This is a genomic window from Saccharothrix sp. DSM 118769 (genome assembly GCF_052936295.1).
Map to the genome: position 1 here is coordinate 6176020 of NZ_CP193627.1, position 18431 is coordinate 6194450.

The 18431-nt window shown below is 67.3% G+C and carries 16 protein-coding genes; 6 read left to right on the top strand and 10 right to left on the bottom strand.

Annotated elements, in window-relative coordinates; all coding sequences use genetic code 11:
- Positions 1-291: 291 nt before the first annotated feature.
- Together ACRAKJ_RS26035 and ACRAKJ_RS26040 are read right to left on the bottom strand one after the other, a co-directional pair.
- On the bottom strand, positions 292-921 hold the full coding sequence (locus ACRAKJ_RS26035) for a hypothetical protein (RefSeq protein WP_438922246.1): 630 nt from the start codon (positions 919-921) through the stop codon (positions 292-294).
- A complete protein-coding gene (locus ACRAKJ_RS26040) occupies positions 906-1274 on the bottom strand; it encodes a helix-turn-helix domain-containing protein (protein WP_438922245.1) in 369 nt (122 codons plus the stop codon). Before ACRAKJ_RS26040 ends, ACRAKJ_RS26035 begins: the two co-directional genes overlap by 16 nt.
- 1031 nt (positions 1275-2305) lie before the next feature.
- On the opposite strand from ACRAKJ_RS26040, the gene ACRAKJ_RS26045 reads away from it, so the two are divergent.
- The gene (locus ACRAKJ_RS26045; protein ID WP_438922244.1) at positions 2306-3523 is read left to right on the top strand and encodes a cytochrome P450; all 1218 of its coding nucleotides are present in this window, start codon (positions 2306-2308) and stop codon (positions 3521-3523) included.
- 50 nt (positions 3524-3573) lie between these two features.
- Here ACRAKJ_RS26045 and ACRAKJ_RS26050 read toward each other — a convergent pair whose 3' ends face one another.
- The 3 genes from ACRAKJ_RS26050 to ACRAKJ_RS26060 form a co-directional block, all read right to left on the bottom strand.
- Positions 3574-5964: an AAA family ATPase gene (locus ACRAKJ_RS26050; protein WP_438922243.1), complete on the bottom strand. Its 2391-nt coding sequence runs from the start codon at positions 5962-5964 to the stop codon at positions 3574-3576.
- 328 nt (positions 5965-6292) lie between these two features.
- Complete coding sequence (locus tag ACRAKJ_RS26055) at positions 6293-7339, bottom strand: tyrosine-type recombinase/integrase (protein WP_438922242.1); 1047 nt, start codon at positions 7337-7339, stop codon at positions 6293-6295.
- Entirely contained in the window at positions 7329-7877 is a 549-nt protein-coding gene (locus tag ACRAKJ_RS26060) for a hypothetical protein (RefSeq protein ID WP_438922241.1), read from the bottom strand. Before ACRAKJ_RS26060 ends, ACRAKJ_RS26055 begins: the two co-directional genes overlap by 11 nt.
- A gap of 698 nt (positions 7878-8575) precedes the next feature.
- On the opposite strand from ACRAKJ_RS26060, the gene ACRAKJ_RS26065 reads away from it, so the two are divergent.
- Complete coding sequence (locus tag ACRAKJ_RS26065) at positions 8576-10012, top strand: DnaB-like helicase C-terminal domain-containing protein (RefSeq protein ID WP_438922240.1); 1437 nt, start codon at positions 8576-8578, stop codon at positions 10010-10012.
- Between the two features lie 235 nt (positions 10013-10247).
- A complete protein-coding gene (locus tag ACRAKJ_RS26070; RefSeq protein WP_438922239.1) occupies positions 10248-11216 on the top strand; it encodes a hypothetical protein in 969 nt (322 codons plus the stop codon).
- Positions 11217-11413: 197 nt separating this feature from the next.
- On the opposite strand, the gene ACRAKJ_RS26075 is transcribed toward ACRAKJ_RS26070, so the two are convergent.
- Positions 11414-11830, bottom strand: coding sequence for a hypothetical protein (locus tag ACRAKJ_RS26075; RefSeq protein ID WP_438922238.1), 417 nt, complete (start codon positions 11828-11830; stop codon positions 11414-11416).
- A 381-nt stretch (positions 11831-12211) separates the two neighbouring features.
- Between ACRAKJ_RS26075 and ACRAKJ_RS26080 the strand changes: the two genes are divergently transcribed.
- Genes ACRAKJ_RS26080 through ACRAKJ_RS26090 form a run of 3 tightly spaced genes read left to right on the top strand, consistent with a single transcriptional unit; the run spans position 12212 to position 14108 of the window.
- Positions 12212-12643: a hypothetical protein gene (locus ACRAKJ_RS26080; protein ID WP_438922237.1), complete on the top strand. Its 432-nt coding sequence runs from the start codon at positions 12212-12214 to the stop codon at positions 12641-12643.
- 27 nt (positions 12644-12670) lie between these two features.
- Complete coding sequence (locus tag ACRAKJ_RS26085) at positions 12671-13873, top strand: urease accessory protein UreH domain-containing protein (protein ID WP_438922236.1); 1203 nt, start codon at positions 12671-12673, stop codon at positions 13871-13873.
- Between the two features lie 19 nt (positions 13874-13892).
- Positions 13893-14108 (top strand): cation transporter, encoded by a 216-nt coding sequence (locus ACRAKJ_RS26090; RefSeq protein ID WP_438922235.1) that lies wholly within the window; start codon positions 13893-13895, stop codon positions 14106-14108.
- Between the two features lie 68 nt (positions 14109-14176).
- Here ACRAKJ_RS26090 and ACRAKJ_RS26095 read toward each other — a convergent pair whose 3' ends face one another.
- The 4 genes from ACRAKJ_RS26095 to ACRAKJ_RS26110 all read right to left on the bottom strand — a co-directional run bounded on the left by ACRAKJ_RS26095 (position 14177) and on the right by ACRAKJ_RS26110 (position 18331).
- Entirely contained in the window at positions 14177-15187 is a 1011-nt protein-coding gene (locus ACRAKJ_RS26095) for a pyridoxal-phosphate dependent enzyme (protein WP_438922234.1), read from the bottom strand.
- Positions 15187-16515 (bottom strand): MFS transporter, encoded by a 1329-nt coding sequence (locus tag ACRAKJ_RS26100; RefSeq protein ID WP_438922233.1) that lies wholly within the window; start codon positions 16513-16515, stop codon positions 15187-15189. The genes ACRAKJ_RS26095 and ACRAKJ_RS26100 overlap by 1 nt, the downstream gene beginning before the upstream one ends.
- Positions 16512-17603, bottom strand: a complete 1092-nt coding sequence (locus tag ACRAKJ_RS26105; RefSeq protein ID WP_438922232.1) for a pyridoxal-phosphate dependent enzyme — start codon at positions 17601-17603, stop codon at positions 16512-16514. The genes ACRAKJ_RS26100 and ACRAKJ_RS26105 overlap by 4 nt, the downstream gene beginning before the upstream one ends.
- Before the next feature lie 245 nt (positions 17604-17848).
- Positions 17849-18331 carry a hypothetical protein gene (locus ACRAKJ_RS26110; protein WP_438922231.1) on the bottom strand — a complete coding sequence of 161 codons (483 nt, stop codon included), beginning with the start codon at positions 18329-18331 and terminating at the stop codon, positions 17849-17851.
- Between the last annotated feature and the right edge of the window lie 100 nt (positions 18332-18431).

Sequence of the window (18431 nt, forward strand, 5' to 3'; positions counted from 1 at the left end):
CCCGACGTGATCGATCACGGTTCCCGGCCTGCGGCTTAGCCGGTCCACGGCGACGAACACCACCCGAGACGGACGCAGACCCGGCACGGTGCCACAGCAACCCTGCGAACAGTCCGGCCGCGACCGCCAGCGCGACCGGCCACAGCTCCATCGCGAACAACGCCAGCAGCACGTCCGTCGCGCCGATCACAGCGAAGACCCCGGCCAGCGCCCGCACTTGCATCGCGGTCGCCGTGCCGGGGTCGTCGTCCTGTCTCACACGAACGCTATCGGACCACCCCGCGTGGTTCGTTACCACACGTCACCATGCTGTGGGCCGGTCGAGACGTTGTCCATCGTGTGCAGCACCTCGCCGAAGCACCACACGACGACGCGCAGCAGCCACACCAACCCCTCGTTGCGGCTGTCGGTATCGGTCACGTCCAACAGCCCCCCGGCCGACCCGCGCACCAGCGCGTGATCGTCGGCGAGTGCCGCTTCGACCGCCTGCCCCGCCAAGCCCAAGCCCGAGTCGCTCCGGTCGAAGCCCTCCAGCACACCACCACAGTGCCCGCAGCGTGTGAACAGCGCCGAAGTCAACGGCTCACCCGAGTCGGGCAGGCACGCGACCGCCGCCTCGATCATCCACACCAGAACATCGTCCAACTCCCCGGCGTCCACGTTGGTCCGAAGCGCCCTGACCGCTCCAGTGTCGCCCCCGACCAGCCCGGCGCGCACCACCGCCTCCGTGATGCGCCGGAAGCGTTCCTTCGCCGACCGGCCCGCAAACTCGCCACCAGCGCTCCCCGCACGCCCCCACAACCCGGCTCGGGGTACCACCGCGGCCCTGCCGGCAAAGTGGGCGGACGGCTGAACAGTCGCGAAACGGCTCCGATGCTCGGTGTGCGGGTAGGAAGCGCCGTCCGTCAGTTCGAGGTGCATGCGTGTTCCGGCCCTGTCGTCTCCGACCACTCTGACCACACGGGGCCGAGGGTGTACCGACCGGACTCCTTCTCCAGAGCCCCCAGCTGCACCAGGGTCTTCGCCAGTCGATAGGTGGTGGGCAACGGCAGCCGCGCGGCGCGGCTCATCTCGGTCAGGTTCAACGGCCGCGCGCCGCTGGCGACCTGCTCCAACACCTGGAACGCCCGCTCCAGCACCGACCCTCGGCCGCCGTCACCGACCGCGTCGTCCGCTCCATCGCTCTCCGACACCACTTCCTCGTCCGCTTGCGGTTCCCGTTGTGCACGGTCAGACCGCCAGTCCCTGCTGCGCCCCTCACTGGTGAACGACACGTGTTCCCTCCCTCGTCCTGCACGCGACCAACCCTTCGGTGATCGCCGCCCGTTACGGTCTGGATAGGCATGACGCGCCGTTCGCGGCGCGCCGGACCTCACCTCGGGACACCCCCGGCGTCCCGGCCTGCCGGATGACGGGGCACGAGATGGTGACGACGGCTTCCGCATCGCCGTCAGCGCCCGCACCACGCGTGCCGGGTATCCAGCACGCACCCGCGGATTCATGACCACACGGCATTGTCGGAGCACGATCACCGGCGCACACCCGCGCCCTTCGAACAGACATGTGTGGCACCGCGGCCCGGATGGTCAATGCAACCTCTCGACTGCCGGACCTGTGCGGTGTCACCCACGTCACTCCTTGCATCGCCACGTCGTCACGATCCCGCCGGCATCCATCCGATGCCACAGTTCAGACGCAACGCCCGGAGGCATCACCCCTGCCTGTCAACAGGCGAAAGCATATGTCATCAATATTCCATGTCAACGTGAACGGAGTTTCAGGGCGCTTTTTTTCGAGTGGGGGCGCTTACCACTTAGGCACGTAGTTTTGGGCGCAACCAACACGTAGGCGACAGCCCTGTGTCCACGTAACAGCAGCTCCCTACCGTCTCTACGGGCGCCTGTGCGCACATGGAGCGACCTTCCAGCAGCAGCGCGTGAAATTCCGTCGAAACTCCATCGGCACGCACCCCCTTAAAACATGGCAGCGCGGCCTACGACGTCGCATTCACATGTGAAAGCCGGTCAGCCGACTGTCCCGCCTTGCGGGAGAAGCCGAAGCAGTACGTGCACGGGAGTGCTTCTACGTGGCTCGTGGAGAAGCTACGTAGCTTTTCTAGTCGCACTACGTGGTTCCACTAAGTGCTCCAGCGGAGCACTACGTGGTCCCTCTAAGTGCCCTAGCGGAGCACTACGTGGTTCCACTAATAGCGCATCCCTGTCAACTTATCGATACTTACCCTAAATAACGAGATCCGCGCCTCTGCGTGCAGGCGCGGAACTTCACGACACACTGGGGACTGGCAATGCACACCGACACGACGCACGTCCGCCTCTTCGAGGAGGACTACTGGCAGCAGGCACTGGAAGTGGGGGACGCACTGCGGGCCAGCGAGCCCGTGCACCGCGCCGCGGTGGGCGGGTACCTGCCCGTGTGGATCATCAGCCGCTACGCCGACGCGCGACGCGCCCTGACCGACCCCGACCTGAGCAAGGACGCCGCCCTCATCCGCCCGGTCCTGGAGCAGCACCTGCACGCCGCAGGACTACCGACCGAACTGTCCGGGATGTTCCGGCCGCACATGCTGTTCCAGGACGAACCGGCCCACCGACGTCTGCGTCGCTTGCTGGCCGACAAGTTCACCCGCACGCGGATCGAACAACTCCGCCCCAGGGTGCTGCACCTGACCAGAACGTTGATCGACGCGCTACCCGCCGACAAGCCGTTCGACCTGGTCGACAGGCTCGCCTTCCCGCTTCCGCTCACCGTGATCTGCGAACTGATGGGCGTACCGGCACAGGATCATGAGGCACTGCGGGACTGGACCGCAGCGCTGATGGACGACAACCCCTCGCGCCTGCTCCCGGCCTCCCTGGCGATGGAGGACTACTTCACCGAGCTGATCCGCTCCAAGCGCACACGATCCGAAGACGATCTCCTCTCGGCTTTGCTCCGGGGCTCGGGTGCCGACCGTCTCGACGACGAGGAGCTGATGGGCACGATCTTCCTAATCATCGTCGCCGGACACGAAACGTCCACCAACGCCATCACCAAGGCCGCACGGTGGCTCATGGCCGACTCCCGGCTGTGGCGCCATCTCGCGGACAACCCGCACAAGACTGCCCAGGCGATCGACGAGGTGTGGCGGTTCGACTCGCCGGTACGCATGGCGACCCACCGGGTCACCGCGGCACCGGTCGTCTACGGTGGCGTCGAGATCCCGGCCGGCGAGATCGTCTTGGTATCGCTGATGAGCGCCAACCGCGACCCGGACGCCTTCGACGACCCGACCACACTGGACATCGACCGCAGGAACGCACGCCGACACCTGTCCTTCGGCCACGGCATCCACCACTGCCTGGGAGCACCCCTGGGCCGCATGGAAGCCGAGATCGCACTACGCGAATTCATCGCCCGCTTCCCGCGCGCCCGGCTCGCGGTCGAATCCGACCGGCTCCCAGCACAGCGCAGCGCCATCATGGCCGGCATCGAGGAACTACCCGTACTCGGCGGCCGACCATAGACAGCCGGGCGGGCGGCGACACGATCGGCGTCGTGTCGCCGCCGTCCCGATCACGCACCGGCCAGGCCGGCGGCGACCTCGTCCGCCGACAGGCCCAAGAACCAGTTACGGACACCCTTGCGATCCTTGACCCCACGGCTCGGGTCTTCGGCGACGAGCTTGCCGATGATCTTCGACACATGGACCTCCACCGTGCGGTGGGACAGCCCTCCCAAGGTCTCGCCGATCTCCCTGTTGCTCATGTCCTTCGCCACCAGTGAAGCGACCAGGAACTCCTGCTTGGACAGATCCGCCGGACGGCGGACGTTCATGATCGGCCGCGGCCGGAGATCATCGGCCAGGGCCATCACCGCGTCGGCGGCAAGGCGCTTGCCCAACGCGACATTGATGTCGAACTCCTCGTCACCCAGCTCGCTGCGAGCCTTGTCCTCCGCCCTCTGCTGCACGCGGAGCCACGGAAGAAGTCCTTCGATCGACGCGTTGGTCAGCTTGCGAGCGGCAAGGGCCGCGCCCATCAACTGCGCGCCGTGCTCGTGGTCGCCGAACTCGACGGCGATCAGGAACAGCAGCCACTTCGTCCACGCAGGCCCCCAGGTGTCGCCGATCGCGTGCTGGATACGCAGTGTGCGTTGAGCGAGCACCATCGCCTCGCTGGGGCTGCCGTGCAGCAGTTCGGCCAGCGCCAGCGTCCACAGAGCCCACGAGATCGACCACGTGGCTTCGGCCTTCTCCGCGGTGACCAACAGCCGTCGGCACCAGGGGAACGCCGTATCGCCATCGGTGAGGAACGCAGCGCTCATGGCGCCGAACATCAGCGCCATGAAGGCATCGGCCTCGCTGCCCGCTGCCAGGAACGCGTGTTCCGCCTGTCGATAGCCCTCCACAGAGCCTCGCGCGCGTTCGGGATCTCGTTCGGCCAGCCACAGCCTCGTCGCCCGCGCGTACAGCAGCGGAGGGAACGTGTCCTCACAATTCAGCGCGCGTGCCCCGTCCTCGGCCTGCTCCAGCAGTGGAAGCGCATTGGCCTGGTTGCCCTGGATGAACGCAAGCCATGCCGTCAGCGACAGGGCCGCGACACGTTCGACGGTCGCCGTCTCGGCGGTGTCGTCCAAGGCGGCGGCCACCATGTCGCGACCGTCGTTGAGCCTTCCCGCGAACACCAACGCACGGCTACGTCCGGTGGCCAACGTCAACCGCAGCGCCGATCGCCGATGCCCCATCGCAAGGAAGAACTCCTGCGCCGCGAGGATGTTCGGCAACTCCGCGCGGACACGCTTCATCCACCCGACCTCGTCGGGCCCCAGCCACTGCTCAGCCGCCCGCTCGGCGAGGGAGAGGAAGTAGTTGGCGTGGGCGCAGCGCAGCTTCATCGATTCGCCGGACGCCTCGACCAGCTCCTCGCCGTAGAGGCGGATGGTCTCCAGCAGCCGGAACCGGGTGCTCGGCCCGCGTTGGTCGACCACCAGCAGCGACTTGCGCTTGAGACGCGTGAGCAGCGACCGTACCTCGGCCCGGTCGATACCTCGGCTCTCCGACACCGCCGCCGCCGCGTCCAAGTCGAACCCGCCGGCGAACACCGACAACAACGCCCACATCTGCCGAAGCGGCTCGGCGAGTAAACCGTAGGACCAATCCAGCGTGGCGCGCACGGACCGGTGCTGCTCCTGCACCGCGTCACCGCCAACCAGCGTGTCCAACAGCTCCCTGCGCTCCGCCAGCATCTCGTGCAGCGTCATCGTCTCCAGCTGCACCGCCGCCAGCTCGATGTTCAACGGAATGCCATCGAGCGCTTCGCACAGCTCGATCGCCACGGGATAATCCGATGGCTGGATCTCCGCGCCGACATTCCGAGCCCGGTCCTCCAACAGCTGCAACGCTTCAGGTACGCAGCAGGAGCACTCCTCGACGCAGGCACGTTCGTTGTTCACCACCGACAGGGGTGGCACGGCTACGATTTGCTCACCTTTGACGCCGAGATTCTCTCTGCTTGTGGCCACCACATGCAGCCGCGGGGCAGCCGCGAGCAGATGACGCAGCAGCCGCGGCACCTGCCCCGATCCCGGCTCGCTACCCACCAGGTGCTCGCAGTTGTCGAGGGCGAGCAGCATCCTGCCCCGCGTCGACAGGTGCTCGATCAGTCGTGCCGTTGCCGGAGCGGGCGAGTTGTTCAGCAGGCCCAACGCCTCGGCGATCGTGGACGCCAGCCGGTCCTCGGTGGCCTTGAGTCCCGCCAGCGGGACCAGCACGACCTCGTCGAAATCGCCGGCCAGATCACCGGTCAGGCGTTCCAACAACCTCGTCTTCCCGACACCACCGGCACCGGTCAGCGTCACCAGACGCTTCGTGGCGAGCAACTTCGTCGTCGCCCGCAGCAGTGTGCCGCGCCCGATGAAGCTCGTCATGTCCGACAGTGCGGCACTGATGGCGAAGTCGACGGGCAACTCCTGCTCCGACGCAGGAATCGCCCTTCTGCCTCCGTTCGCCTCAGCTCCTATCACCATGCTCGTTGCCCCCCGGCACGTAGTACAGCCGGCACACCCACCGCGCCGACCTGGTTCCACGGACACGGTATGAGACCGCTCCCGCTGGAGCCCTACCAGGCAGGACTCCACAGAGACAGAAGATGATCACTTACCGTGCCCAAGCGACCGTACACCGCAAAAGTGCGGTCTCGCACGAGATATGAGCAAACCTCCAATCAGAGTCCGCGACCACAGCCATCCGTCACCATCGCCTCATTGACACCCGCCAGCCCAGGCGGCCACGACATCACCCCGCAGCAGACGACTTACCTCGATCTTCGCCCTGCGGCGCCAAGGGATGCGCCTCACCCGTCAGGGCCGACAGCGCCTCGGCCACCTCCTGCACTGACGCACGCACGTACGTGGCCGTCACCCCGTACCGGTTCGTCGAAGCCGTCGCGTGCCCCGCGTACGCTCGCGCAACCGCATAGCCGAAACTGCGCTCCACCCAGGTCAGAGTGGTATGCCGAAGCCAGTGCATGGTGATGCCCTGGGTCCTCACCGACTCGATGTGCTCACCGAGACGCGACCACAGATGGTCATACCGTCGGTCGGTCAACGGCTTCCCATCCAAGTAGCGGAAGACGGCGCTCTCCGGATCGCGCGCCCCACGCGTGCGCGCGTGGCGCTGCAAGTGCGACATCAACGTCGGCGACACGGGCTGCCACCGATGAACATTGCCTTTCTCCCGCAACTGCACGAGGCACTGCACCGGATCCAGGTCTCGAAGCCGCAGGGCCAACGCCCCACCACGCCGCGCCGCAGTCTCGATGTGGAACCGCAGCAGCAACGAGTCAAGCTTCGGATCGTTTCCGGTCAACGAAGCGACCTCTACGATCTCCTCGACCAGACCGACATCCAAAGAACGACGGTTCGACTTCACACGTTTGGGCTTTCTCACGTGCTCGGTAGGTACATCCCAGGGATCCATCAGTCGGTTGCTGACGGCGTGTCGGTACAGACATCGCAACGCCTCGAACGCATGCTCCGCAGCGCTGTGTCCTCCCCGGCCGGACCGCCGCTGAACCACCGTCGCCTTCGTATGCTCGATCAACCAGTTGACGTCGGTAGGATCAATCTCATCGATGCGACGATCCGCCCATACCCCCAGCATCTTGTTCCAATAAGTCGAATAAAGCTTGCGTGTCCCGTCCGGCACCGCACCGGCAACCCGCGGAACAAACTCCACAAAAGTAGGAAGAGGCGATCGACGGCTCCCTCGACCAATAAGCTGTTCCGGCGATACTCCCAACTTCCCAAGAAGCGCCGCCGCCATTTCGATGTCACCGCTCATGACGTGATCCACCTACCTGCACGTCAATACTGCGCCGGAGTTGCTCCTCATGGAAGCCGCGTACCATCTCTTCGACGTTGACGGGAGGATGCACAATCAGCATGTTGTACTCGGGCACGCCAACGAGAAACGCCAAATCGCCGTTCGACAGGTCGCAATAATGCAGCAGGCTTGCAGTAAGTCGAATCCGAAACTGACCGTCAACCGTCAGTCGACCGTCCGGAACCGGCTTCAACACCGCGTAGTTAGCACCGATCGAACTGGCCAAACGCGTGTCAATTGACCAGTTCAACGACCTGAGAACATGGCGACCCGCCACGCGCCCGCGATCGTCGACCAGGCATGCACCGAAGGTAATCACGGAACCGTTGATGCGAGAATGCAGGTCACCCAGATCCACTTTGCGCATCTGGCGACGTTGCCGCCCAGGTAGCACCACCGGATAATTGAGCGCGCCGACAACGGCATCATCGATGCCGGAGAAGCCAGAACCAGGCGAGACGAGAGATCGGCCCGCAGCCTCGACACTCTCGCTCACAGTCCCCCCGAAGTAACATCGACACTAGATGTACCGACGAGGTTAGCTCGCACCAAATGCGGTCGCCAGCATTTCACCTGCCGAAATCCGAGGGCGAGCGGCGCGTGCGCGCTCGAACAGTGGCCGTTCCCACGGCGTGCGACTCAAATCCTTCCACTGGCCGAAAGAATGAAGGCATGCCAGCCTGCGGCAGTGCGACGAGGATCACACCGTCGCGCGGGCCTGATGTCGGAGATATTTCATCCAACGACAGTGTCGGGATCCCGCAGGCTCGCCGTCCGCCGACCTTCTCTCAACTCGAAAGACGTGTGGATCCTGGCTGACGAACAAACCAATCCACTTCCCTTCCGGTGGACGAGGCATCCGCCGGTCCGCTGGAGGACCCGGACGGGGCGTGGATCCCGCTAGTCCCAGTGCCAGCGGTATTGCCCTGGCGGCCGATCGCGCGTGACCGCCGACTCGCTCAGGTATCGCGGCAGAAAGTCGAGTGCATCACGCAGGGCTTCCAGGTTCGGCGTGTTGACCATCGACCGATCCTGCCGAACACCGCCCGCGCAGCTCCTCACCGACCAGGAAGCGATCACTCAGGGCAGACACTGCACAGCAGGCAGGCAGGAGCACGTCTCACGAGCCGCTCACTTCGGCCCGCGGCAGCCCGTATCGCACCGAGTCGATACCCGGAGATGGTAGAAGTTACCGTGCGCTACATCGACACAGTCACCGCCGGGTCCACGTTCGAGGATTGGTTGCTCCCGCGTCTGGCCGAGGCCGACCTGGCGGCGATCCGCACCGGGTTCCTCACCCTGTCAGCGGTGGACACCATCGAGCAGCACCTGCTCGGGCTGCTCGACCGGGAGGGTCGAGTGCTGGTCGTCGCAGGCGGCGCGCCGGACCAGGCCGACCCGGACGCGCTCGTCCGGCTGAGCGAGCTTCTTGCGCCCTACGGTGACCGGGCTGTGCTGCGGGTCGTGGTGGGTCCCGAGGAGTTCCAGAACGCCAAGACCTACCACCTCCACTTCCCCGACGGTCACGCGGAGGCGTGGGTGGGGTCGGCGAACCTGACTCGCGGCGGCCTGACCGGTAACCACGAAGCGGGCGTGACGCTGGACTCCCGCGACCCGGCCGAAGCGCCGATCGTGGACGACGTGTTGGCCGGAATCGAGGCGTTCCGCGACAGGCCCGGGACGACCGGCGTCTCCGAGGAGACCAGGTTGCTGCTCACGCGACGCCGAACCACTCGCCACCGGCCCGACGTCCAGCGGGTCGAGATGGCGCCGTCGATGGTGTTGGAGGACTGGCTTCAGGACGCGATGGACCGCGTCGACGCCGTCGCGTCCCGAGATGGTCTGCCCGTGGGCGTTCCGACGCCGTTCGCCGACCTGAACGTGCTGACCGGCGGACTGGCTCCGGGCACGTTGACCGTGATCGGAGGTCGGCCGGGTTCGGGGCGCAGCACGCTGCTGCTCGACTTCGTGCGCCACGCCACCATCCGGCACTCGCTGCGTAGCGCGCTGTTCTGCCTCGACCAACCCGGCATCGACGTAGTGCAGCGGATCCTGTGCGCCGAAGCGTCGATCAGACCCCATGACATGCGCACCGGGCGTATGTCGGACGAGGACTGGACGGGCCTGGCCCGACGTATGAGCGAGGTACACGAGGCGCCGTTGATCCTCAACGCGACACCGTCGGCCGACCTCGACGGACTGTGCGAGGAGGCCGTCGCCCTGGCCCGTGACGAGGCGCTGCACCTGGTGGCGATCGACCCGCTCAACATGGTGCGGGCGAGGACGGAACCCGGCGCAGGCCGGGAACGCGAGGTGTCGATCGTGACACGCCAGCTGAAGACTCTCGCGCTGGACCTGGACATCCCGATCGTGGTGACGTGCGAGGTCGGGCGTGCCGTCGAGGGACGCCTGGACCACCGTCCCCAACTGGGAGACCTCCGCGAGTCCGACACGATGGCGCAGGTCGCCGACACGGTCGTGCTACTGCACCGTCCGGACCAGTACGAGCGCGACGATCCGCGTGCCGGTGAAGCGGACCTGATAGTCGCCAAGCACCGCGGCGGCCCCACGGCCACCGTGACCCTTGCTCACCAGTTGCACTACGCCCGGTTCTCGGACCTGCCTGGCTAATCACGAAGTGCTGAGCAGCGGACGTCGTCCTCGGTCATCGAGAAGCGCCATGCCCGGCGACGTGCAGACGGAGCCAGGTGCGTTGTAGTGCTTGTAGTCCTGGTCGGCCTCGAACATGCGTGTCCTATGCTCGCGATGCATGCGTGATTTCTGGACCAGAAGGCGACTGTCCATCAAACGGATCGCTAAACCCGCACACCTAATACGACAACGATAAGTTATTATCAAGGCTGCTGTGCGGTTGCAGCCTGCGAGCCTGCTCGATGTTCTATTTCGCTTGATCTCGGCCGTGCGGGTGGATCCGGCGTCACGCCATCCACTATGCGAGGCTCAACACCTCAACACCACCGACGCGGCAAGTCGAAACGGAGACGCTGTGAGCGAGGGCGCTACCACCGGGCGCGAAGAACTGACTCCCGCCCAAGAAGAAGAGCTGGTGGCTCGGATGCTGCGCCACCAGGTCGGCATCGAACCCGACCACTGCGGCGCGGTCCTCGACCTCGCCGCAGTGGGACTGGTCAACAGCGCGTGGCGGAATAGTCCGGTCGAGGACTGGCACGCCGGCGACGGCCCGTTGAGCGACGGCGACATGCTCCGCATCAATTCCCACACAACCAGCCGGGTGCGCGACATCATCCGACGCTGGCGCACCGACTGCGGCATCGACGCCCATGCACCCGTCGCCTATCTGGACGAACTCGACATCGAGGCGGTCGACTGGCTCGCGGGCAAGCTGTGCCGTTGGCTGACCGACCCTCGGCGCAGACTGCCTACCGGGGTCGCCCTCGCCGACCTCGCTGGCGACAACCTCGACGAGTACACCGATCACGCCTTGGGGGTCCTCGGCGGTGTTGCCCAGCTGGCCGAAGACCGCAACGCCCACTACGCCTTCTGGCGCGCCGCAGCCCATGCAGGGCTTGCCTGTCGCCACTGGTGGGGTACCCCGACCTGGCCGGGGCTGGTCGACCGCTTCGTCCGCGCGCTGGACGACCCGACCGACTCGCATTGGGGCACGGAAGGCCAATGGTTCTCCCGATTGCGCCCACGCCCACGGGAGATCGCAGACAACAACCGGCTGCGACGTGCGCTTCTTCAGCACCCGTGGAAACTTGGCTCGGAGTCGGCCCAGTTCCTTGTCAGCGCCGGTATCGGCATGATGCGCGATTCCATCCCGCCATTGCCTGCGACGGATTCCACCAGCTAGCGACGTCGGGCCAGCCACATGGTCGGGCAGCGGTTCGGGCCGGGCGCTGCGTGTTGCGTCGGCCAAGAGGGGTATGCGCCGTGCCGCTTGCCCGCCCATCCTTGCGCGGTGGTGTCTGCCTCCACCCAGGTGACTGTGCCCAGCGAGAAATACTCGTCAATGGCTGGGTTCACCGGTGCAGCTCGCCGCTACAGTAGTCACCAGGGCAGCGATGGCACTCCGTCGGATGTCAGGCCCCACATGCGCAGCCGCTCGGCGTGTTCCTGCTGCCCGGTGGCCTGGAGGGAGTTGATCAGGCCGCGAGAGGCGTGCTTGTTGCCGGCGTGCACTTCGTCCCACAGCAGCTCGTGTTCGCCATGCTTGGCTATCAGATCCGCCAACGCCCACGCACACGTGGAATCGGTTTCGGCACGGCTGCGCAGTAGTGTCACGGCCACGGAGAGGCGTCCACGCGTGGCAAGGTGTCGGGCCAGCTCGATTACGGCGTCGGTGTCGCCAGCGTCGCCACGAGCGCGCAACTCGTCGATCGTGTCGTGCTTTGCAAGCTGGTGATAGAGCTGACGGCGAGCGTGAGTGTCGCCAGCGTCGGATAGGGAGCGTAGCTCGTCCAGCATGCCGTGCTCGCCCCGAAAGGGACGAACGCGAAGACCGGTAGCTCGGCCAACGCATCTACGGCCGCATCAAGACGCTCTCGGGAGCGCTCGTCGGCCGAGGACAGCTCGTGATCGCCGACAACGCCGCACGGAGTTCGGCGCCGAGAAGGGCGTGAGCTTATCCACCTGACCGACAAGGAGTCCACCATGCCGGGCGTGCCGAACACCGACGTCGGCACGCGGCTCAAGGTGGAGGACCTGGAAGGCCCCGACGCCTAGCGTCGCCGTCGAGCCGTGTGCACAGGCGGCGGGATCTGCCGCCACGTCGTCCTATCCCTCTGGCCAAGGCGTTTGACGGATCCGAAGGCGGCTTCGAGGGCGTCGAGTCGTACCATCACCGCCGTGCCAGGTACGGCCCGCCGTCGCCAGGCCGCGTGTGGACGCCTCGCGCGGCTGGTTGTCGTGCTGGCCGTGTTCGCCGGGTTCGCGATCGGTCTCCAGTGCACCGACGGCATGGCCCCGGCCATGCCCATGGCACACGGTGTCACCTCCGCCTCCTGCGCGTGCGGTTCACCTGCCGCGGACATGGTGCTCGGCACGTGCGTGAGCCTGGCAACCGTCATGGAAGAGGGCTCGCCGAAGTCCGACGGCCTGGGCGGTGCGCTGGCGGTCTGTCTGGCGTTCCTGGTCGCCGTCGTGGCCGCCGCCGCGTCGCTGGGTCCGGACCGGCTCCGCGGCGTCTTCCGGCTGCTTCGACCCGCCCCCGCAGTAGTGGTCCGTGCGGTCCGGCCGCGGGCGCTCAGCCTCGCGGAACTCTGTTTGCTGCGGACGTAGGAGGAGTCTGCCCGCGTCACGGACCGCATGTCGAGGCGCGGATATCACCGCGCGCACCGACTCTCCGGTCGGAGGCGTTCGTCGTCCCTTCCTCTTCCGTTCTCCGCTGGAGGCATTTCCGTGAGTCTTGGCGCTGTCCTGGTCACCGGCCTGTTCGCAGGCGGCGTATCCTGCGCCGCTGTGCAGGGTGGTCTGCTCACAGGCTTGATCACCCGGCAGAAGGCCGCAACCACCGAGCTGGCCGCACCTCCGCGCCGGACGAAAAGTCGAACCCGCCACAGCGGGACCGACGCCGCGCGCGACGAGCAGACCGTGCTGGCCGCCGAACCGCCCACGTGGCGGGCCCGGCTCGCCGACGACATGGTTCCGGTCGGCGGGTTCCTGGCCGGGAAGCTCGTGTCGCACACCGTGCTCGGCGCGTTGCTGGGCGCGCTCGGCAGCGCCGTGGAGCTGTCGGTCGGCGTTCGCACGTGGCTCCAGATCGGCGCTGGTCTGCTGATCATCGTGTTCGGCCTGGCCCAGCTCGGGGTGCCGGGCTTCCGCGGCATCGTCGTCGAGCCGCCGATCTCCTGGATGAAGCTGGTGCGCAACCGGGCCCGTTCGCAGGCTGCGCTGGCTCCGGCGCTGCTCGGGGTGGCCACGGTGCTCATCCCGTGCGGGGTGACGCTGTCGGTGGAGGCGCTGGCGTTGACGTCGGGCTCGGCTCTGGCCGGGGCGGCGACCATGTCGGTGTTCGTGCTCGGCACCGGGCCGCTGTTCGCCGTGCTCGGCTACGCCGCTCGCAAGGCTGCCACCGCATGGCGGGGACGACTGGCCGTGGTCACCGGGCTGGTGGTGCTGGCCATGGGGCTCTACACCCTCAACGGCGGGTTGGAGTTGGCGGGCTCGCCGTTGGCGGCCAGCCGGATCACCCAGGCCGTGGGCGGCTCCGACTCGCCGGCCGACACCACGGCGGCGTCCGTCGTGGATGGACGGCAGACCGTGGTGATCACCGCACGGACGGGCTCCTACAGCCCGGCGAACGTCCGGATCCAGTCCGGCGTGCCCACCACGCTCGTGGTCAAGTCGGACGGCGTTCAGGGCTGCGCGCGGTCCTTCGTCATCCGCGAGGAGCACAAGATCCTGCCGGTCGAAGGGGAGACCCGCGTGGACCTCGGCGTGCTCCAACCGGGACGGTTGGACTACGCGTGCGGCATGGGCATGTACACCGGCGTCATCACCATCGTCTGAACAGGAGTCCACAGTAGCCATGACGACATACGTGTTCCAGGTCGAGGGTATGCACTGCGGCAGCTGCGCACTGCTCATCGACGACACACTGGAGGATCTCCCCGGCGTGCTCGACACGCAGACCACGGTCAAGCAGGGACGCAGCACCGTCGAGCTGGACCTGAGCCGGAACAGCCCGGAGGACGTCATCCAAGCGATCGAGGAACTCGGATATCGCGCGTCGCCGATGACGTGACGGTGTAGCCGCACGGTTCGGCGGTACAGGCACACAGCCTGTACCGCCGAACCGTGCGGATGGTGTGCTCAGCTGCTGGTCTCGACGATCCCCGAGCGCAACAGTCCGTGGAGGCGGCTGAGGTCGACGTTGCCACCGGAGAGCACCACTCCCACGCGTCCGCCGGGAGCGTGGACCTTGCCCGCCAGCACCGCTGCGGCTGCCAGTGCGCCGGAAGGCTCGACGACCAGCTTCATCTCGTTGAACAGCAGTGCCATCGCCGCGCGGATCTCGTCGTCGTCCACCACGAGCACCTCGTGCACGTGACGGCGGATGAGCGGGAAGGTCAGCTCACCGGGGATCTCGCCGGTGACGCCGTCGGCGATGGTGCGCGGGACCGGGATCCGCACTCGTTCCCCTGCACGCAACGACCGGCGGTTCTTGTCCCCCGCCGCGGTCTCGACGCCGATCAGGCGGGTGCCCTGGTCGGCTGCCGCGGTCACCACACCGGCTCCCGCCAGTTGGCCTCCTCCGCCCAGCGGGATCACCAGCACGTCGAGTTGTCCTGCCTGGTCCAGGAACTCGGCGGTGGTGGTGCCCGCGCCGGCGATCACGTCGTGGTGATCGTACGGGGGAATCGAGGTGAGGCCGTGTTCGGCGGCGAGCCGGGCGGTCAGGGCGAAGCGGTCCTCGGTGTAGCGGTCGAAGGTCACCACTTCGGCGCCGAGTCGTCTGACGGCGGCGAACTTGGCCGGCGGGGCGTCGGCGGGCATCACCAGCATCGCGGTGCTGCCCACCGCCGCGGCGGCCGAGGCCACGGCCAGGGCATGGTTACCCGAGGAGAACGCGATGACGCCGCGCGCCAGTTGCTCGGCGCTCAGCCGTGCGACGGCGTTGCAGGCGCCCCGGAATTTGAACGAACCGGTGCGCTGCAGATTCTCGCATTTGACCAGCACCTGGCCGCCGGTGTGCTCGTCCAACGGGGCCGCGTGCAAGACGGGCGTTCTCACCGCAGTCTCGGCCAAACGTGCTGCGGCGTCGTGCACGTCGCGTGCCGTCACCGTCGCGGCGGTGGGTGCCTGTTGGGGTTGAGTGCTCATCACTTCGTCCTTCCGCTGGTGGCGGCTGTGGTGGCCGTGGGTTGCACGACGGCCGGTGAGACCGTGGACGGCAGGTGCCCGGCTCGCAGCAGCAACGCGAGCGCACCTGTGCCCACCGCACCCGTGGCGGTCAAGGCGATCCACACCAGAGCGGGCCACCCACTGGTCAGGCCCACGCCCCACACCCACCCGGTGGCCAGGTTGCCCAGCGTGATGCCGATTCCCGACAGGGTGTTGTAGAAGCCGTAGTGCGTGGCGACCAGACGACCATCGGCGAGGGTGACGATCGTGTCCATCTCGAACGGGTAGGCGATGGCCATGCCCACGGTGAGCAACACCGTGGACACCAACGCGGGCGTCAGAGTCAGCACCGCCGCACCCACGCCCGCCGCCGGTGGCGTCGACAGGTGAGCGGTCATCACCAGCGGCAGGAACGACACCGCCATCAGCCCCAACCCGGTGGTGACCGAACGGCCCGCGCTCCACCGGGTGCGGGCCCACGCGGTGAGCCGCACCTGGCCCAGGATAGCCACGACCGCCGACACGGCGAACAGAGCGCTGCTGCCGGTGTCGCCCGCCTCCGCGCCGAGCACGTGCGCGGCTTGCAGCGGCAGGGCGAGGTAGATCTGCGACGACAGCACGTAGGAGCTGATCATCGCCAGGGAGAACAGCAGGAACGCCCGGTTGCCCACCACCGTCCGCCAGTCCGCGAGCACCCCGGCCGCGCCGGTCGGGCGCTCGGCGTCGTGGTCCTGGCCGCGCGCGGGCAACGCGCGGAGTTGCAACACTGCCAGCACGGTGAAGATCGCCGCGGCGGTGAGGCACACGACCCGGAAGTCGAGCGTGATCAACGCCAGTCCGACCAGCGGGCCCACCAGGATCCCGGCCTGGTAGAAGACGTTGAACACGGCGAACGCCTCGACCCGCTTCGGACCGGCGTCGGCCGCGACGTAAGCGCGGACCGACGGGTTGAACAACGCCCCGGCCAGACCGGTCGCCACGGACGCGACCAGCAGCGCGGGCAGGGTGTCCACCACACCCAGCAGGGCGAACCCCACGGTCCGCAGCGCGCACCCCGCGATGATCATCGGCTTGTAGCCGAGCCGGTCCGCCAGCGCACCACCCAGCAGGAACAGGCCCTGCTGGCTCAACGTGCGCACGCCCAGCACCAGCCCGACGGTCCACGCGGCCATCCCGAGCCCGTTGGACAGGTGGTTGGCCAAGTAGGGCATGAGCATGTAAAAACCGAGATTGATGCCGAACTGGTTGACCACCAGCAGTTGCACGCTGCCGGGCAGGGCACGCAACTGCCGCCACGTGCCGGTCATCGCCCGGCCCTCAAGTGCGCCAGGCGCGGGTCGGTCACCGGGTCGGTGACCGTGGTGCACCGGGTCCAGCGGTCCACGACCCGCTCGCCGGGGTGCGAGATCTGGTCGGGGTGCTCGGAGGGGGCGCGGTCGAGCAGGTTGTGAGTGTGGCAGAAGGTGTCGTTGTAGACGGTGTCGAAGTAGCGCTGCGGCCCGTCCGGGAAGATCGCCGCGATGCGGGTCTCCGGCGGCAGCGTGCGGGCCAGCCACCCCGCCACCAGGCCGACCGCGCCCACGCTCCAGCCTCCGCTGGCGTAGTGGCCGGTCGCCAGCTCCCGGCACGTCCACACCGCCTCCGGTGCGGTGACCCAGTGCACCTCGTCGAACGCGCGGTAGTCCACGTTGCGGGGATAGATGCTGCTGCCCAGCCCACGCATCAACCGCGGCCCGGCGGGCTGACCGAAGATCGTCGAACCGGCGGTGTCCACACCGACGAGCCGCAGCCGCGGGTTGTAACGGCGCAGCGCGCGGCTGACGCCGGCGGAGTGGCCGCCGGTGCCCACGCTGGTCACCAGCACGTCCACCCGGCCCAACTGTGCGACGAGCTCCATCGCCAGCGGCTCGTAGGCGGTAACGTTGTCGGGGTTGTGGTACTGGTCCGGGCACCACGCGCCGGGCTCGGCGTCAAGCAGTTCTCGCACCCGACGCCTGCGCGCCTCCTGCCACCCGCCGACCGGATCCGGCTCGGCGACGATGTCCACGCGCGCGCCGTAAGCACGCAGCATGTGCACCATCATCGGCTCCATGCCCGGGTCGGTGACCAGGGTGACGGGGTGCCCGTGCACGATGCCGGCCAACGCCAGCCCCAGGCCGAGGGTGCCGCTGGTCGACTCGACGATCGGGGCGCCCGCAGCCAACTCGCCGCGGTCGCGGGCGCGTTCGAGCATGTGCAGCGCGGGCCGATCCTTGATACCACCCGGGTTGTGGCCTTCGAGCTTGGCCCAGAACCCCCGGCCATCGTTGGTGAACGGCTCGTCGATCCACAGCACCGGCGTGTTGCCCACCACCCCGGCCGGCGTGTAGCAGGGCGCGGCGGCGGAGGTGAGCACTAACCGCGCCGAGGACGGCACGGGCTGCTCGGCAACGTCCGCACCAGGGCGTGCGGCAACGACTGGAGAAGAAACAGACATTGGAAGAAGACCTCTTCGATAGTAACGAAACGACAGCGTTCAACAGCCCTGAGCCGAGCGCGCCGTGGACCAGCCCGTTCCCGAAGTCCGCCCGCGGCGTGTTCACGCGGGTGCGGCGCCTCCGGCACGGGGGCGGCGACGGTGGTGGACGCCTCGGCGACCTGTCACTGCCGCGACACGCAGACCATCACCAGCAACCGGATGCCAGAGAGGGGGCACACCACTGGGATCTCTGCCGCAGGACGCCAAGAAGCGCCGGCGGCGTCCTGCGGCTGAGGTGCGGTCACCTGCACAACGGGTAGCTCCGGGGAGCGGACTGTGTCAGCCTGCACAGCCAGCAGTCCCGTCCCCGACGGCCCGCAGATCGGGTCGTCGTGCTCGGCCGGAGTGCCCGATCCGTCCGGGACGTCGTACGAGTCCGACGGGCCGCCTTCAGCCGCCAGGTCGTTGTCCCCGTGATGATCGTGAACGACCGCGGTGTCGAAGAGCGGTTGAGACGTCCGAGCACCTACCGCCTCGAACGACGTGCGTGCCTCGCTGTCGACATGCCCATGGCAGAACAACACACCGAGCAGGGCGAGAACGGCCGTGAGGATGGCCGTCGAACCGCCGCGCGGTCGCGCGCCCCCAGTGGCAGCGATAGGCACATGGCCACCCTACCGAGATCTTCACGCACTGTGCCACTTCAGACACGAACCGTGAAATGTGACTAATGTGACACAAATAAGGAACAGTCCGACAACAAAA

Bases quoted from the DNA above. Each gene is read 5' to 3' on its own strand.
- ACRAKJ_RS26035 (WP_438922246.1), bottom strand. From the start codon at position 921: ATGCACCTCGAACTGACGGACGGCGCTTCCTACCCGCACACCGAGCAT.
- ACRAKJ_RS26045 (WP_438922244.1), top strand. From the start codon at position 2,306: ATGCACACCGACACGACGCACGTCCGCCTCTTCGAGGAGGACTACTGG.
- ACRAKJ_RS26055 (WP_438922242.1), bottom strand. From the start codon at position 7,339: ATGAGCGGTGACATCGAAATGGCGGCGGCGCTTCTTGGGAAGTTGGGA.
- ACRAKJ_RS26075 (WP_438922238.1), bottom strand. From the start codon at position 11,830: ATGCTGGACGAGCTACGCTCCCTATCCGACGCTGGCGACACTCACGCT.
- ACRAKJ_RS26085 (WP_438922236.1), top strand. From the start codon at position 12,671: ATGTCGAGGCGCGGATATCACCGCGCGCACCGACTCTCCGGTCGGAGG.
- ACRAKJ_RS26090 (WP_438922235.1), top strand. From the start codon at position 13,893: ATGACGACATACGTGTTCCAGGTCGAGGGTATGCACTGCGGCAGCTGC.
- ACRAKJ_RS26095 (WP_438922234.1), bottom strand. From the start codon at position 15,187: ATGAGCACTCAACCCCAACAGGCACCCACCGCCGCGACGGTGACGGCA.
- ACRAKJ_RS26100 (WP_438922233.1), bottom strand. From the start codon at position 16,515: ATGACCGGCACGTGGCGGCAGTTGCGTGCCCTGCCCGGCAGCGTGCAA.